Origin of the sequence: Nocardioides sp. (genome assembly GCF_036267815.1) — a bacterium.
Classification (GTDB): domain Bacteria; phylum Actinomycetota; class Actinomycetes; order Propionibacteriales; family Nocardioidaceae; genus Nocardioides.
In genome coordinates this window covers 1-13,913 of sequence record NZ_DATAVI010000040.1, presented here as the reverse complement: position 1 = coordinate 13,913, position 13,913 = coordinate 1, and the positions used below count along the sequence as shown (strand labels likewise).

At 68.5% G+C, this 13,913-nt stretch carries 16 protein-coding genes and 1 pseudogene; 5 read left to right on the top strand and 12 right to left on the bottom strand.

What is annotated here, in order from left to right; all coding sequences use genetic code 11:
* Nucleotides 1-17: 17 nt before the first annotated feature.
* From VHW64_RS09050 to VHW64_RS09020, 7 genes and pseudogenes are all read right to left on the bottom strand, one after another.
* The gene (locus VHW64_RS09050) at nt 18-284 is read right to left on the bottom strand and encodes a hypothetical protein (protein ID WP_329650210.1); all 267 of its coding nucleotides are present in this window, start codon (nt 282-284) and stop codon (nt 18-20) included.
* Between the two features lie 18 nt (nt 285-302).
* Nucleotides 303-1,055 (bottom strand): chloride channel protein, encoded by a 753-nt coding sequence (locus VHW64_RS09045; protein ID WP_414690473.1) that lies wholly within the window; start codon nt 1,053-1,055, stop codon nt 303-305.
* Nucleotides 986-1,153 (bottom strand): annotated as a pseudogene (locus VHW64_RS09040) (chloride channel protein); the annotation flags it as partial. The pseudogene VHW64_RS09040 and the gene VHW64_RS09045, both read right to left, overlap by 70 nt.
* A gap of 450 nt (nt 1,154-1,603) precedes the next feature.
* Nucleotides 1,604-2,077, bottom strand: coding sequence for a nitroreductase family deazaflavin-dependent oxidoreductase (locus VHW64_RS09035; RefSeq protein WP_329650207.1), 474 nt, complete (start codon nt 2,075-2,077; stop codon nt 1,604-1,606).
* Nucleotides 2,074-2,694, bottom strand: a complete 621-nt coding sequence (locus tag VHW64_RS09030; protein ID WP_329650206.1) for a MarR family winged helix-turn-helix transcriptional regulator — start codon at nt 2,692-2,694, stop codon at nt 2,074-2,076. The genes VHW64_RS09035 and VHW64_RS09030 overlap by 4 nt, the downstream gene beginning before the upstream one ends.
* Before the next feature lie 219 nt (nt 2,695-2,913).
* Complete coding sequence (locus tag VHW64_RS09025; protein WP_329650205.1) at nt 2,914-4,338, bottom strand: hypothetical protein; 1,425 nt, start codon at nt 4,336-4,338, stop codon at nt 2,914-2,916.
* A 677-nt stretch (nt 4,339-5,015) separates the two neighbouring features.
* A complete protein-coding gene (locus tag VHW64_RS09020) occupies nt 5,016-5,636 on the bottom strand; it encodes a TetR/AcrR family transcriptional regulator (protein WP_329650204.1) in 621 nt (206 codons plus the stop codon).
* Nucleotides 5,637-5,705: 69 nt separating this feature from the next.
* On the opposite strand from VHW64_RS09020, the gene VHW64_RS09015 reads away from it, so the two are divergent.
* The 5 genes from VHW64_RS09015 (at nt 5,706) to VHW64_RS08995 (ending at nt 9,932) form a co-directional block, all read left to right on the top strand.
* Nucleotides 5,706-7,916 (top strand): MMPL family transporter, encoded by a 2,211-nt coding sequence (locus VHW64_RS09015; RefSeq protein WP_329650203.1) that lies wholly within the window; start codon nt 5,706-5,708, stop codon nt 7,914-7,916.
* Entirely contained in the window at nt 7,913-8,509 is a 597-nt protein-coding gene (locus VHW64_RS09010; protein ID WP_329650202.1) for a hypothetical protein, read from the top strand. Before VHW64_RS09015 ends, VHW64_RS09010 begins: the two co-directional genes overlap by 4 nt.
* Nucleotides 8,510-8,581: 72 nt before the next feature.
* Complete coding sequence (locus VHW64_RS09005; protein ID WP_329650201.1) at nt 8,582-8,911, top strand: metalloregulator ArsR/SmtB family transcription factor; 330 nt, start codon at nt 8,582-8,584, stop codon at nt 8,909-8,911.
* A gap of 65 nt (nt 8,912-8,976) precedes the next feature.
* Entirely contained in the window at nt 8,977-9,426 is a 450-nt protein-coding gene (locus VHW64_RS09000; RefSeq protein WP_329650200.1) for an SRPBCC domain-containing protein, read from the top strand.
* The gene (locus tag VHW64_RS08995; RefSeq protein WP_329650199.1) at nt 9,423-9,932 is read left to right on the top strand and encodes a DUF664 domain-containing protein; all 510 of its coding nucleotides are present in this window, start codon (nt 9,423-9,425) and stop codon (nt 9,930-9,932) included. The genes VHW64_RS09000 and VHW64_RS08995 overlap by 4 nt, the downstream gene beginning before the upstream one ends.
* Before the next feature lie 398 nt (nt 9,933-10,330).
* Here VHW64_RS08995 and VHW64_RS08990 read toward each other — a convergent pair whose 3' ends face one another.
* From VHW64_RS08990 to VHW64_RS08970, 5 genes are all read right to left on the bottom strand, one after another.
* Complete coding sequence (locus tag VHW64_RS08990; RefSeq protein ID WP_329650198.1) at nt 10,331-11,020, bottom strand: plasmid pRiA4b ORF-3 family protein; 690 nt, start codon at nt 11,018-11,020, stop codon at nt 10,331-10,333.
* A gap of 450 nt (nt 11,021-11,470) precedes the next feature.
* The gene (locus VHW64_RS08985; protein ID WP_329650197.1) at nt 11,471-12,058 is read right to left on the bottom strand and encodes a hypothetical protein; all 588 of its coding nucleotides are present in this window, start codon (nt 12,056-12,058) and stop codon (nt 11,471-11,473) included.
* A 174-nt stretch (nt 12,059-12,232) separates the two neighbouring features.
* Nucleotides 12,233-12,751: a GNAT family N-acetyltransferase gene (locus VHW64_RS08980; protein ID WP_329650196.1), complete on the bottom strand. Its 519-nt coding sequence runs from the start codon at nt 12,749-12,751 to the stop codon at nt 12,233-12,235.
* Nucleotides 12,748-13,044 carry a DUF1778 domain-containing protein gene (locus VHW64_RS08975; RefSeq protein ID WP_329650195.1) on the bottom strand — a complete coding sequence of 99 codons (297 nt, stop codon included), beginning with the start codon at nt 13,042-13,044 and terminating at the stop codon, nt 12,748-12,750. Before VHW64_RS08975 ends, VHW64_RS08980 begins: the two co-directional genes overlap by 4 nt.
* A gap of 239 nt (nt 13,045-13,283) precedes the next feature.
* The gene (locus VHW64_RS08970; RefSeq protein WP_329650194.1) at nt 13,284-13,757 is read right to left on the bottom strand and encodes a hypothetical protein; all 474 of its coding nucleotides are present in this window, start codon (nt 13,755-13,757) and stop codon (nt 13,284-13,286) included.
* Nucleotides 13,758-13,913 lie beyond the last annotated feature (156 nt).

Here is a 13,913-nt window from a genome sequence, read left to right as displayed (position 1 = left end):
TGGAAGGGCGTCATCACCTAGACGTAGGTGCCGTCCTCGGTGCTGACGACCGGCATGACCCCGTCCTCGGCGTCCTCCAGCAACCGTGCCGCCGTGGCGAGGTCCTGCTCGGTCGTGAGACGACGCGGTACGTCGACCATCACCGAACCGACGTCGATCCTGCAGCGGTCAGCGATGGCCTCGCGCACGCCCAGGTCGACTCCGCGACGACGGAGCTTCAACGTGTAGATCGTGTCCGGACTCAATCGATGAGCGAGGCCGGTGGCCAGCACGATGGCGGTCATCATCGGCAGGATGATCGACTACTCGGCGGTGAGCTCGAAGAGGATGACCACGGCGGGGAGCGCGTGCCGCGCCGGCGAAGACGGCCGCGTGACGATCCGGGCATAGGTGCCCACCGGTCCGGCATCGGTGAGCGTGGCCCGGGCCACGTCTGCGAACGCTGCGCCCGGCATGGCACCGACGAACAGACTCGGCGCGAAGACACCCCCGGATCCTCCGATGCCGATGGTCAGGGGCGTGGCCAGAATCTTGCCGAGGAGAAGAACGACGAGGAATCCGAGCACGTACCCCCCCACCGACCGCCTTGCCCAAGACGGGGTATCCGACGCCGTACATCTGGGCAGCACGAGTAGGACGACGCCGAGAAACAGCCCACCCACGGCGGGGCGTAGCCCTTCGGGACCTCGCCATGTGGCGTCGCAGCCGTCTTCGACCGGGTACAGGACGCGCGTGAAACCGACGCGCACAGCTCCCGCGAGCAGTCCCGGGATCGCGTAGTACACGTACTCGACCGGCTCCTGAACAGAGGATGCCGGCAGGGTGAGGAGCGGGTGGTTGCCCAACATGGCGTGACCGATTGCACTGGCCGTGACACTGGCGATCACGACCATGCCGAAGGACTGCGTGGCGAAGTCGGTCAGGATCAGTTCCATGGCGAAGAAGACTTCGGCCGGTGGTGCATTGAGGGAGTGGCAATCCCGCCAGCGGCGCCGAAGGTAACAAGAATCCGCATGCGGGGTTCGGCAACACCCATCACTCGTCCGGCGGTCGATCCCATGGCCGACCCGATTTGGACGACTGGCCACTCTCGGCCCGCCGAGCCGCCGCCACCGATGCAGATCGCAGACGCGAGTGCCTTCACGGCTGCCACCTGTGGCCGGGATGCGACCACCCCGCCGGGTCGACGGCGTACATCACCTCGGGGCGCCGTGCCCGCGCGCCTCCCGGTCGAGGGGGTGGACGAGCGGCGCGTACACGAGACCGGCGACGACGGGCGCAGCGATCACGAACCACCTACCCAGTCCTGACAACCCAGGGTGAGACGCCCCGGAGCAGCGGCGTAGTCCGGGTGACCGGAGAACGCGAGCGTGAGGATCTTGATCAACCGGCAGAACACGACCACGAACCATGCGGCGCCAACGCCGACCGCGACGGCGAGGGCGAGCAGTCCGGCATCACCTGCGCGCAGCTCGTGCAGAACACGGCGTACGCCACCGGGCGAGCGCAGCCGCTGACCCGCTGCCGGTGCCCGCGCTCGTGCGGCTGGCTACGAGGTGAGACACATCGGAGTGGAGCCGTTCTGAGTCGGATCAGCTGAATGTCATCGGCGAGTTCCATCGAGCATCACCATGGGAAGCCCCGTGCCGTTCGCGTCGATGTTTCTGCCGAGAGTCGCCTCCAGCACCGGCCTGAGTCGCCTCCAGGCGAGCGGATGGCGGGCCGCGTAGAGCCGTAGCGTCTTCTCCCGCTGCGAGGCGGGCAGCTCGTGAGCCATCGCCGGCACGGGGCGTCGGCTCATCGACCACACCCGGCAGTGCGGATCGTTGCGGAGGTTGCGCAGCCATTGCGATCGATCAGCAAAGCCCGAGATCACGATCCACCCGTGCCGGAACGGCTGGTCCACGACCTCGAGGACCACGAAGCGCCGGAGCCCCGTGGTCCGACCTCGGTGCTCGAGCATCAGCAGTCGGGGCCCGAGCACCCAGCCGAGCCGCATCCGGTAGAGCGCGACCGGCGCACGGACCACCCAGCGGGTCCGGAGCAACCGGGCGACCCAGCGGTCGACCCGACTCATGCACGGGGTCCTGCTCCAGGCGCGCGCCTGGAGCTCGAGGTCTCAGGGCCAGCGTCGACGTACCACGCCATGCTGCTGACCTCGTCGGGCGACGGCTCCGGTTCGCCGGCGGCCTCGGCAAAGGCACGCAACGCCGCGACGAGCTCGGTCCGGCGGTCGGCGGGCATCGCCGAGACCACCCGAGTCAGCTCAGAGCGTCTCCGGCGGGTCACCCGGCGCACGAGCCTTCGTCCCGCGGGGCTGACACCGAGGAGCACCTCGCGTCGGTTGCTCGGGTTGTCACGCCGCGTGACCAGGTCGGCCACGAGCAGTCGGTCGATCATCCGAAGGGCAGTCGATGCGTTGACGCCCAGAAGGTCAGCGAGCCCACTGAGGTTGACCTCACCCCGGCTCTCGAGCACGACCAGGGTCCGGAACTGAGTGACCGTGACGGCTGTCTCCACTTCGGAGAGAGACCGCGCCGACACCCCGACCAGTACGCGGGACGCCGTGAGCAGCGCGGTGACGAAGGCCTCGGCGTCGTCGCTGACCGGGGCCGTCGTGGACGGCGACGGCCGTCCAGAAGGGCTCTTGGAGGACTTCGTCGCCGTGAGCTCGACCGGCGGATCCTGGTGCATCTCAAACCCCTCAAGATCGTTCTGGGCCGGCTCCCGCCGGATCTTCGCCGGGCGGGAAGCTCCACAGCCTCACAACCGCGGAGCATCCCCCCGGCTCGCGCGGGCCACCCCTTGGAACCCGAGCACGGCGTGCGGCTCTCGGTCCCAAAGATCCGGTGGTGACCCTGAATCAGTTGTACATGACAACGCTTGCACTAAGCAAACGAGCGGTTCGATCTCTCAGTCGGCCGGCTCGGTTCGTCCGCTGGAGAGGTACTCCTGGTAGGGGACACGCAGGTCGATGCTGGGCGAGACCTCGACCGTCGCGTCGGGACGGACGGTGACCAGGGAGTAGAAGGTTCTGCCCGTGCTGGGAGTCGTGGTGATGATCGAGAACGTGGCGGGGTGCTGGATCCGACCGGGATCCGGGCGCGTCGTCACATGGCCACCAGCGCTGCCGCTGGTGTACTCAGCGGATGCCCCTGCCCCGGCCTGGGTGGGACCCACGTAGCTGAAGGAGCGACCGTCGAGCACCGCAGTCCCGACGCAGCCCGAGGCGGCGATTCGGGCGCCCAGTTCGTGGTCGTGAAGGAGGACCAGGTCCGGGTGGGTGGCGCATGACTCGGTGATGGTGTCCTGGACGAACTGGTTGACATCGACGTCGGGGTTGCGGAGCTCGTCGCCGACGCCGAAGGTGCCGACCTGCGAGATGCGAGGATCGGCCTCGGTCAGCAGCGAGATGCCGCTCACCTCCTGGGTCTCACCGTCAGCGACGTGCCACCCGCGTTCGGCGGCGGCGGCCACGATGGCCTCGGTGTCGTGCAGACCCGGGGCGAAGTAGACCGGCTTGTTGTCGGAGTAGTAGTCGACGGTGTCGATGAGATAGCTCTCGATCGGCAGACCGGCGAAGGTGAGGTCTCCGCTGAAGGCGATGAAGTCGGCACCGGTGAGGTCCGCCGCGAGGCCAACCTGGCGTGCCATGCCGTTGACGTCCTCCAGGTCCTCGGCCAGCACGAACACCGTCCGCTGTCCGTTGGATCTCAGATCGGCTCGGGTCGAGAGAGCCGTGCTGAGGTGCGCGGCCACGGTGTCGTAGAAGGTGTCCCGGGGCCGGAGGATGGCGAGGAACGGCAGCACCTCCGACATCAGTCCATTGACCTCGGTGCCTTCCAGGGTCGTGCCGTGGAACGCCGGGTTGCTGGTGACGACATGGTGGTCATGTCGGAGACCCGTGGCCAGTCCCACGGAGTCCAGGGCGATCGCAATGCTGACTCCCACAGCAACCACGACCAGACGGAGTCTCTTGTTGTGGGACTCCACCAGTCGCGCTCGTGAGGCCGAGTAACCGGCCAGTCGTCGACGCCGCTGGATCACCAGGGCCACGACCATCGACGAGGCCAGCAGACCGACGAGGAAGCCGACGAGGCCCCAGATGACGAGATAGCGCCGGGCTGCTCCCTGGATCCGGCGGATCTCGGGCGACGGGTCGTCCCACAAGGCGATGAGATAGCGCCGCGTCTGCTTGTCGCTCGGGATCAACCGATTCCAGTCGGCACTGATGTCGATGCCGACGTCCTTTCCCAGGAACGGCACGTGCCCGTGATCCGGACGGACCAGTGCGCCACCCTGCACCTCGGAGACGTCCTGACCCAGGATCGGTTTCACGCTGACCGACTGCCCCGCGATTTCCACGTGGGAAGGAGGTGCGAACCGAATCGCCACCAAGGCAGCCGCGAACGGGAGACTGATCAGCAGCAGCCAGCTCGCCGCGAGAACAGTGACCGACCGTGCGCGTGACCATCCCGCCTCAGAGTGCAGGAGCACGGGCTCCACCGTCTGACAAAGCCCCGCTCCGACCATCGAGGGCGCGCGCGAGATCCTCGCCACTGAGACCGGCCAATGCGTCGCGCCGCGTGTTGAACCTCACCAACTCAACATACGGGCGCGTGCGGTCTCCAGGTGTCTGGGGCCGGGCGATCGCTGTCGGGGGACGATGAGGACCATCACCAGGCTGTCACCAGGTGTGCCGTGAAGTCTGGTCGGCGTCGACCGACCCACCCCAGGAGCCCTCATGCGCGACGTCATCGTGGTGCTGCTGTCCGAGGCAGCCTCTTCGGGTTCGGCTGGCGTGAGTCGCTCCTGCTCGGGACGGCGTTGTCACCGACCGACCCGGCCACCGTGCTCTCCGTCCTGGGCCAGCGGGAGGTCACCGCGACGACGGGCACGTCGGTTCCCCGTCAGGACCCACAAGGTCGACTGTCGGTGAACGCTGGCACACGGTATCCGGCCATGAGCTCCCACGAGCTGCACAGCTCAGTGTTGTTGGGGAACGGGGCGGGCCCTCAACCACGTGGGTCGAGCGCCGGGTCGTCCAGGCTGTCCACCCATCGGGTCAACCGCGCTGCGTGGTCGACGAGGATCTGCGGGTCATGCAGCGCATGGCTGAGGAGGGCGGCACCCTCGTAGGCGGCAACGAGCGTGACTGCGTTGCCGTGCGGATCGACGGAGCCCAGCGCCGCGAACTGCTCCTCGGCCACGGTGACCAGCTTGCCCAGGACGATCCCGGCGGCCTCGGAGGTCGCGTCCCGGTCACGCTTACTGAGCTCTGAGCACAGTGAGCCGATCGGGCAGCCGTACATCGCGATCCGCTCCTTGGCCATCAGCCACGTCGCGATCAGCGCCTTCAACCGCTCGCGCGGGTCCTCATGTCTGCCCAGGACGGCGCGAAGCCGGTCGTAGTCGCCGTCGTAGTTCTCGACCACTGCTCGCAGAAGGTCGTCCTTGGTCTTGAAGTAGTAGTACACGTTCCCCAGCGGGACGTCGGCTGCCTCGGCGATCTCGGCAAGGCTGCTCTGCTCGACACCGTGCTCGTGCACCGTGCGCCTGGCCGCAGCCACGAGCCGGGCTCGCTTCTGCGCCCCCTTGCGGTTTGCCGGCGTCGGCGACGACGGAGATTCAGTCACGCAACTGATTCTAGACGGGCCGACTGCTCTCTGCTACAACTTAGTCAGTTGTCTGACTTAGGAGTAGCTGTGGGTGGTCTCGCGCGCTGGTGCTTCCGACACGCCGGTCTCGTCGTCCTCGCCTGGATAGCGCTGGTTGTCGCGCTCGTGGCGATGGGACGGGTGGCCGGCAAGGACTACACCGAGGGCTTCTCGCTTCCCGGCACCGGCTCCAGCCAGGCCCAAGGCCTCCTCGCGTCGGCCGGGGAGCGGCCCGGCTCGGGAGACGACACCATCGTGTTCCACGCCCTCGTCCCTGGCGCGCGGCTGACCGACCCTGACCTCTCGGCGGCCATCACGGCCGCTCTCGTCAGGGCCGAGCACCAGCCGGGAGTGGCGTCGATCGCCAGCCCTCTCGCGTCGGGACATGGAGCCCAGATCAGCTCGGACGGGCGCACGGGCTACGCGCAGGTGAGGTTCGACAAGGCGGACACGTCCCTCGCCAGGGCTGACATCGACCCCTTGGTGAGCTCCGTCTCGTCGGCCCGCAGCCCGGCGCTGGAGGTGGAGTACGGCGGCGGCGCCTTCCAGAGCCTGAAGGGAAGCCCCGTCTCCGGGAGCATCGCCATCGGTCTGCTCGCCGCAGCCGTCATCCTGTTGCTCGCCTTCGGGTCCGCTCCGGCCGCCCTCATCCCGTTGACCGCTGCCATCCTCTCGGTCGCCTCGGGCATCGAGGCCGTGGGCCTGCTGTCGCACCGGCTCTCGGTCAACGCGATCACCCCCAGCATCGCCGCGCTGATCGGAACCGGCGTTGCGGTGGACTACGCGCTCTTCGTCGTCACTCGACATCGACAGGATCTCCTCGGCGGAAGCACCGTGGAGACCTCAGCCGTGCGGGCGGTGGCGACCTCAGGACGCGCCGTCGTCCTGGCCGGCAGCACGGTCGTCGTCGCCATGCTCGCCCTCCTCGTGCTCAGGGTCGACTTCCTCACCGGAGTCGGTGTCGCCGCCGCACTGACCGTCGCGTTCGGCGTGCTGGCGGCGGTCACGCTGCTGCCCGCCATGTTCAAGATCCTCGGCATGCGCGTGCTCAGCCGTCGCGAGCGGCGACGCCTCACCGCGGACGATCACGATCCCGAGCGCCCGAACGCGTGGTCTCGTTGGGCCGAGCTCGTGCAACGACGCCCGGCCCTGCTCGGTGGGTCGGCTGTCGCGCTGATGGCGATCCTGGTCGTCCCGGCCTTCTCGTTGCGGCTCGGCGCCTCCGACCAGGGCAACGACCCGAGTGCGTCGACGACGCGCAAGGCCTATGACCTGCTGGCCAGCGGCTTCGGTCCAGGATCCAACGGACCGCTGCTCGTCGTCGCGAAGCCTCAGGACGCCGCGGCACGTGTCGCGTTTCGCGCTCTCGTCGAAGCGATCAGCCAGAGTCCCGGCGTCGCCTCGGCACACCTGGCGCCGAGCACACCTGAGAACCCGGTCCGGGTCCTCGACGTGATCCCCACCAGCTCGCCGCAGTCGGCACAGACCCAGTCCCTGCTCCAGACCCTGCGGACCAGTGTCATCCCGGGTGCCGAGGCGCACTCGACGCTGCGCGCCTATGTCGGCGGCCAGACCGCGGTGTTCCAGGACTTCGCCGACGTCCTGGGCGCCAAGCTGCCGCTCTTCGTGAGCGTGATCGTCCTGGTCGGAGGTCTCCTGATGCTGCTGGCGTTCCGCAGCCTGATGGTCCCGCTGGTCGCGGCCGTCATGAACATCCTCGCCGCCGCCGCCTCGTTCGGCGTTGTGGTGGCGATCTTCCAATGGGGCTGGGGATCTGAGGCACTGGGACTGGGGAGGGCAGGGCCCATCGAGTCCTTCCTGCCCGTCATGCTGCTCGCCATCCTGTTCGGGCTGTCCATGGACTACCAGGTCTTCCTCGTCAGCCGGATGCACGAGGAGTGGACTCGCACCGGCGACACCGCGCTGGCGGTCAGACGCGGACAGCAGGCGACCGGTCGGGTCATCACCGCCGCGGCCGCCATCATGGTCTGCGTCTTCTCGGCCTTCGCGCTCGAGGGCCGACGCCCCATCGGGGAGTTCGGCCTGGGTCTCGCGGCCGCGATCCTGCTCGACGCACTCGTGCTACGCACGGTCCTGGTGCCGGCAGCCATGCACCTCCTCGGCCGCTGGAACTGGTGGCTTCCGTCCGGGCTCGACCGGGTGCTGCCCCACCTTCCGGTCGACGAGGGTGACCGGCCGTCACCCAAGACCGCCTCGCCCTCGGGTCAACCAGCCGACCAGCGGGGACTGGCGACGTGACCACGACCCTCGACCCGATCCGGATGCAGCGGCTCGCCGTCGTCCTGCCCACTCTCTACGCCATCCGGTCGGCGGCAACGCTGGTGTGGATCGCAGCGCTGCTGGTGGCGCGCCCACCGGCCACCACGACAACCCCGACGCTCTGGCTCCAGCTGTTGGTGGCGGCATACCCGGCGATCGACATCGCCGCATGCTGCGTCGACCTGAGGATCGACACCTCCACACCCAGTCGGTCCGCCCACTGGGCCGAGATCACCGCGGGGGTCGCGACGACCGTCTGGCTACTGACGACAGGACACACCTGGCACTCACTGGTGGCAGCCGTGGGCAGCTGGGCTGTCGCGACCGGAGCGATCCAGCTCGGTGTCGCACTCCGACGAAGCCGCCAGGTCAGGGGGCAATGGTTCATGGTCGTCAGCGGCGTCGGCTCGGTTGCAGCGGGGGCGACCTTCATCGGCTGGGATGGTGGGGGCCGTGCCTTCACCGGGCTCATCACCCAGTACGCCGCCGGCGGGATCCTCTGGTACCTCGTCGCGACGACCTGGGCCACGCTGCTTCGCCCGTCTCGGCTCAAGGGCGTCGCCCAGCTGTAGCTCCCTCGTCGCTGGCCTCACCCAGCACTATGTACCTAGACAGTTACGTACCGTCTCGGTTACGTTGACGTCGTGGAGGCCGTGCTTCGCGCCCTGGCCGACGAGAGCCGGCGCACCATCGTGGAGACCTTGGCCCTGGGCCCGAGGACCGCCGGTGACCTGGCATCGGCCCTGCCCATCGCCCGCCCGGGGGTCTCCAGACACCTACGCGTCCTCCGCGAGGCACAGCTGGTGGAGGTCCGCCAGGATGCCCAGCGTCGGGTCTACAGCCTGCGTCCTGCGGCGCTGGCCGAGGTGGACGTCTGGCTCAGCAGATACCGCGGGCTGTGGGAGCACCGTCTGGACGCGCTCCATACCGAGCTCGCCCGTGGCAAGCGAGAACGAAGAAGGGACACCGCGTGAGCGACATGAGCGAACGGCGCACCCTGGGGAGCCTGAGTGCCGTTGACGGAAGAGGTGCGGTCCGCATGGAGGACCGGTTCGACGCCGACATCGACGACGTCTGGTCGGCTCTCACCCAGCCGCCCCGACTGGCCCGCTGGCTGGGCGAGGTGGCCGGTGACCTCGAGGTCGGAGGCACCTACACCTTCCACTTCACCGCCAGTGGGGCAGAGGGCACCGGCCGGGTCGAGGAGTGCGAGCCCCCGCGGCGCTTCCTGCTGCGGCACGGAGTCGAGAGACAGGACGCGCAGACCATCGAGGCCACCCTGCACGAGGACGGCGACCAGACGGTGGTGGTCATCGAGGAGCGTGGAATGCCGCTGGGTCTTCTGGCCGGCTACGGCGCGGGCATCCAGATCCACATTGAGGATCTGGGCGCACATCTCGCGGGTCGCGAGCCCGACGGCGACAGCAACGCTCGGTGGGACGACCTCGAGCCCCTGTACCGACCGCTGGCGGAGGAGGTAGGGACGTGACGTTGGAGGAGCCCGACCGCCCTGCGCTCCTGGCAGCCCTGGACTACCAGCGGGCATCCGTGCGCTCGATCGTCGACGGACTGTCCGAGGAGCACTGGCACACCTCCGTGGTGCCGACGGGGTGGACACCCGCCGGTCTGGTCGCTCACCTCGGTGGGGCGGAGCGGCACTGGCGCTCCGTCATGCTGGACGACGACCCGGGCCACCCCTTCGACGACGACTCCGGTGACGAGCCCTACGACCCGTTGTCGCCGTTCGTCATCGACTGGCCCTCGGAGAAGGTGCTGGCCTACTACCGCGACCAGAGCCAGCTGACCGACGAGCTGATCGCGCAGACCTCACTCGATGCCCCGCCCAGAGGTCACCACGGCGGGCCCGACGCCGAGCAGGCGGCCACGTTGCGCGAGATCGTGCTTCATCTCGTCGAGGAGACAGCAGCCCACTCGGGCCACCTCGAGATCGCGCGCGAGCTCCTCGACGGCAAGGTCCGACTGGGCCTGCGCTGAGGCGGCCGGACGCTGGTCGTCACCGGATAGTGCGCTCCTTCAGCGTCCGGGTCAGCTGGGGACCGTTGAAGGAGGATCGGTCACACGAACTGGAGCGAGTCATGACCGCCACCGTTGTGCTGATCCGGTGTCCCGTCCAGCAGGTCAACAAGCCCTTCCCACTGAACCCGGACCGAGAGCGGCGTGAGCACGCAAGTGTGATCCGATCCGTCAGTGCGCCGACACCCCAGTGGTCGAGCATCCGGATCTGCGCTGTGCGGGTCATACCGCCGGGATCCGGTGCGAGCTGGCCTGCGCCGCTCCGGGGCCACACCCGCGGTCACCAACCCACGGCCCAGCACCATCAGGCGGCGTTGGCGATCCGCACAGTCACTCCGCGAACTGGCTGCTCTTGCTAGTCAGCCGGCGCTCAGCTGGACGGCCCGGTCCAGTGCCTCGATGTCGACCTGGGCGGGGTCGAAGTCGGCGGGGCTTCCCCCGTACACCTCCGCGTACCAGTCCACGAGATGGGCGTGCTCGGATCTCTTGGGGTCAGAGAGTGCGGTCACGAGATCCTCATAGCCGAGGACCCCGCCGCAGTCCTCCAGGGGCGCCGCGCGTTCGCCGCCGACCAGGCGGGCACGCGCTGCGCCCGGCTTGGGTTCGGCAATCTCCTCAAGCAGGACGACGTGCTCCCAGCTGTCGCCGAAGTCATAGACGTAGACGAGCTGGTCCCCCACGGCCGCAAGCACTTGGCTGAGGCAGGTCTTGCTCTCAGGCTCTGAGGCAGGGCTCGCGCTGAATGCGTCGGGCGCACCGCCGTCACCCCAGGTGCGACTCTCGACGCTGAACTGGTGCAGGTGGCCTCCCTCCCACTCGAAGGCCGCCTGAAGAACGCGATGCAACTCATCCAGCCGCAGATCGGAAGCCAGTTCGAGCCGCCGCCAGATCGAAGGGTTGGTGTAGGCCAGGACGGCAGAGACCCGAAGGGTGCGCAGTGGCAGGCGCCTTGCCGTGCTGGCGCGAGACCGACGGCGCCGAACCGTTCGCGATCGTGGCGTGTCGCCGTCCAGGGGCCCGGCCGGAAGCGCTGTGTGAGGGCGTGGCATTGGACAAGGCTAGAAGGCGCAGCCTCGACGTCCGCAACTGCTGCGGTGATCATGGGTGCCGTGCGGGGCGACGACAGGAGCCCAGCACCACCGGATCGTGGGGGCGCGTCAGCACTCGGGTACGCGCACTCCCCTGGCGCTGGGTCGCTGCCCGTGGGCTTGTAGCCAGTCGTCGGTCTCGGGACTCCCCGCTGCCGACGCGTCGTGGTCCGGACCCGACCGGCCAGTGACGAAGTCCGGCTCGCCGGCGTTCACCGCCGCGCAAGTCGGCGCGGTGGCGATGCCAGTTCGGTGATCTCGGGAACGACCGTGGCGTCATCGAGCGCAGCGATCATCGCGTCGAACTGCGCCGCTCCGACTTGGTTCACCTCACGTGGGGCGTACGCCGATTGTCCGCTGTGGGCAGGTCCAAGCGCTGGCGACGTGGGGGTCGACAGTGATGCCCACAGATCAGAGTCGGGTAGCGGCAGCAGCAGCGCGGTAGACCCGGCACACGTCGAGCACCGACATGACGCAATCGCCCATCTCGTCCGGAGCGAGATCAAGGTCCCGCAGCTCGGGACGATCAGGCACGTCGGCCGTCGCCGACCGCAGCGCCGCTCGTTCGGTCCGGCTGATGTCGTAGTCGTGGTCGATCGCCACCAACACGTCGCGCATCGTGCAGCGCCCCGCCTCGGAGGCGGACGGCTGGGCTGCGATCGCCGCGTCGAGCCATCGAGGATCGTCCTCGGCGGCGGCCTCCAACTCATCGGTGACCAGACAGAAGAGCATCATGTGCGCCTCCATCGCGCCCGGGTGCGCATCCTCGTGGCGGTCGTACGGCAGACGCACCGCGCGGTCGACGTACGCACGCGCTCGCTCTGGTTCGTCGTTGTCGAGAGCCCGGATCGCCTTGGTCAGCAGGTTCGCGGCGGCCAGCTGACCCGCGATGCTGAACGGCTGCAGCGTGCGTCCGGAAGCCAGCTCGAGATCGCCGAGCGGCCCGTCGGCACGCCTTGCGAAGTAGCGGTCGAGCTTCTCCAGGGGATCCTGATCCACGCGGTGAGAGTATCGGCCCATGGACCTCCCGGTGATGCCGCCCCATCCGCCCGATGCTGGCCAAGAGCGTCAAGGGAATCCCCGACCCGGCGAAGTACGACGGCCTGAGCTTCGAGCCGAAGTGGGACCTGCGCCGTCAGGTGGTCTTCGGTCTTCGCTGAGCGGCTCGCGAGCTCAACGACCAGCAGCCGCCAGCGAGCTGTCGATGCGCGACACCTTCAGGTAGAGCCGCAGCGACTGACCGATCCGGAAGAATCCGAACCGCTCGTAGAAGCCCACCGCGCACTCATGGACCGCGGCAACGACGACGAGCCGCCCACCGGCAGCATCTGCCGCGTGGACGACGGTCTCGAGGGCGTCGAGCAGCAATTCAGCGCCGAGGCCCTGGCCCTGCAGACTCCGGTCGACAGCGAGCTGCGCGATCAGGTAGCCCGGAACGACGGTGAGGCCACCGGCCGCCGAGCCCGGCAGGTCCTCCCGATGCGTGTCGTGCGGGGCGACGGCATAGAAGCCCAGCACCACCGGGTCGTCAGGGCGCGTCAGCACTCGGGTACGCGCACTCCCCTGCCGCTGGGTCCGCACCCCGTTGACCCGTAGCCAGTCGTCCGTCTCGGGCTCCCCGCTGTCGAACGCCGACAGGTCGTGGCCCGGACCCAGCAGGCTGGTGACGAACTCCGGCTCGTCGGCGGTCACCGCCGAGCGAGTCGCCGCGGCCGCGCTGCCAGTTCGGTGATCTCGGGAACGACTGTGGCGTCGTCGAGCGCCGCGATCATTGCGTCGAACTGCGCCGCCGGCATCAGCGTCCGCTCGGCGCGTGCCACGATCGTTTCCGCCTTTTCCACCGCAGCCCCAACCACGAACGAGGAGACCGTCGCATTCAGAAGCTCTGCGGCGCGCGCGATCACCGCGGCCTCGTCCTCGGTAGCGCGGGCCTCGAGCCGCTCGGACTTGGTCCTCGACTTGGTTCGGGTTGCGGTCAACGCCATGGTCATCACCTCAAGACCAAGTGTACGACGATTGTACGGAACTTCAAAGGCTGTGGGGACTCCGCGGGCCGATAACCCAGACGAGGGCCGTGGCTATTTGCAGGTCGACGCTGACGCCGGCAGATCAGGGGCGGGTAGCGGAAGCAGCAGGGCGGTAGGCCCGGCACAACTCGAGCACCGCCATAACGCAATCGCCCATCTCGCCCGGAGCGAGATCAAGGTCCCGCAGCTCGGGACGATCAAGGCACGTCAGCCGTCGCCGCCCGCAGCGCCGCTCGCTCGGCTTGGCCGATGTTGTAGTCGTGGTCGACGGCCATCAGGACGTCGCGCATCGTGCAGCGCGCCGCCTCGGATGCGGACGCCTGGGCGGCGATCGCCGCGTCGAGCCATCCAGAATCGTCCTCGTCGGCGGCCTGCAACTCATCGGTGACGAGACAGAAGAGCATCATGTGCGCCTCCATCGCGACCGGATGCGACTCCTCATGCCTGTCGTAAGGCAGACGCACCGCGCGGTCGACGTACGACCGCGCTCGCTCCGGTTCGCCGTTGTCGAGGTCCCGGATCGCCTTGGTCAGCAGGTTCGAGGCCGCCCGCTGACCCGTGATGCTGAACGGCTGCAACGTGCGGCCAGATTTGAGTTCGAGGTCGCCGAACGGCCCATCGGCACGCTTGGCGAAGTGGCGACCGAGTTCCTCCAGGGGATCCTGAACCACGCGGTGAGACTATCGGCCCATGGACCTCCCTGTGATGCCGCCCATCCGCCCGATGCTGGCGAAGTCCGTGTCACTGGAGAAAGCGATCGCGCTGTTGCCCTACGTACACATAGAACCCAAGTGGGACCCAACCCGCACCTCCCTCTTGAACCGCCC